Origin of the sequence: Paenibacillus sp. 598K (genome assembly GCF_003851045.1) — a bacterium.
Lineage (GTDB): Bacteria > Bacillota > Bacilli > Paenibacillales > Paenibacillaceae > Paenibacillus_D.
Genome location: NZ_BFBX01000251.1, coordinates 1 through 370, shown reverse-complemented (window position 1 = coordinate 370; position 370 = coordinate 1). Strand labels below are relative to the sequence as shown.

General features: G+C 63.2%; 1 pseudogene. It reads left to right on the top strand.

What is annotated here, in order from left to right:
- Positions 1-370: pseudogene (locus tag PA598K_RS34940) on the top strand (phospho-sugar mutase); the annotation flags it as partial.

Below are 370 nucleotides of genomic sequence, written 5' to 3'. Positions count from 1 at the left end.
GGGCTGGCTAACTGGCTGCTCAGTCAGTCGGACAAGCCTGCTGTCGTCATCGCTCATGACTCCCGCAATCAATCCCCGGAGTTCGCTATGTATGCTGCGCAAGTGTTGGCAGGCAACGGCATCGTCACTTATCTATTCCGTTCGCTGCGGCCGACGCCTCAGCTGTCCTATGCGGTCCGCTCGCTGGGCGCGCAGGGCGGCATCGTCATCACGGCGAGCCATAATCCCCCCGAATATAACGGCTACAAGGTCTATGGCGGCGACGGCTGCCAGCTGGTCCCGCACGAAGCCGAGCAGGTCATCGCTGCGATCCAGCAGCTGAGCGGCTTCGGCGAGATCCGTCGATCGTCGCAGGCCGAGGCCGAAGCGG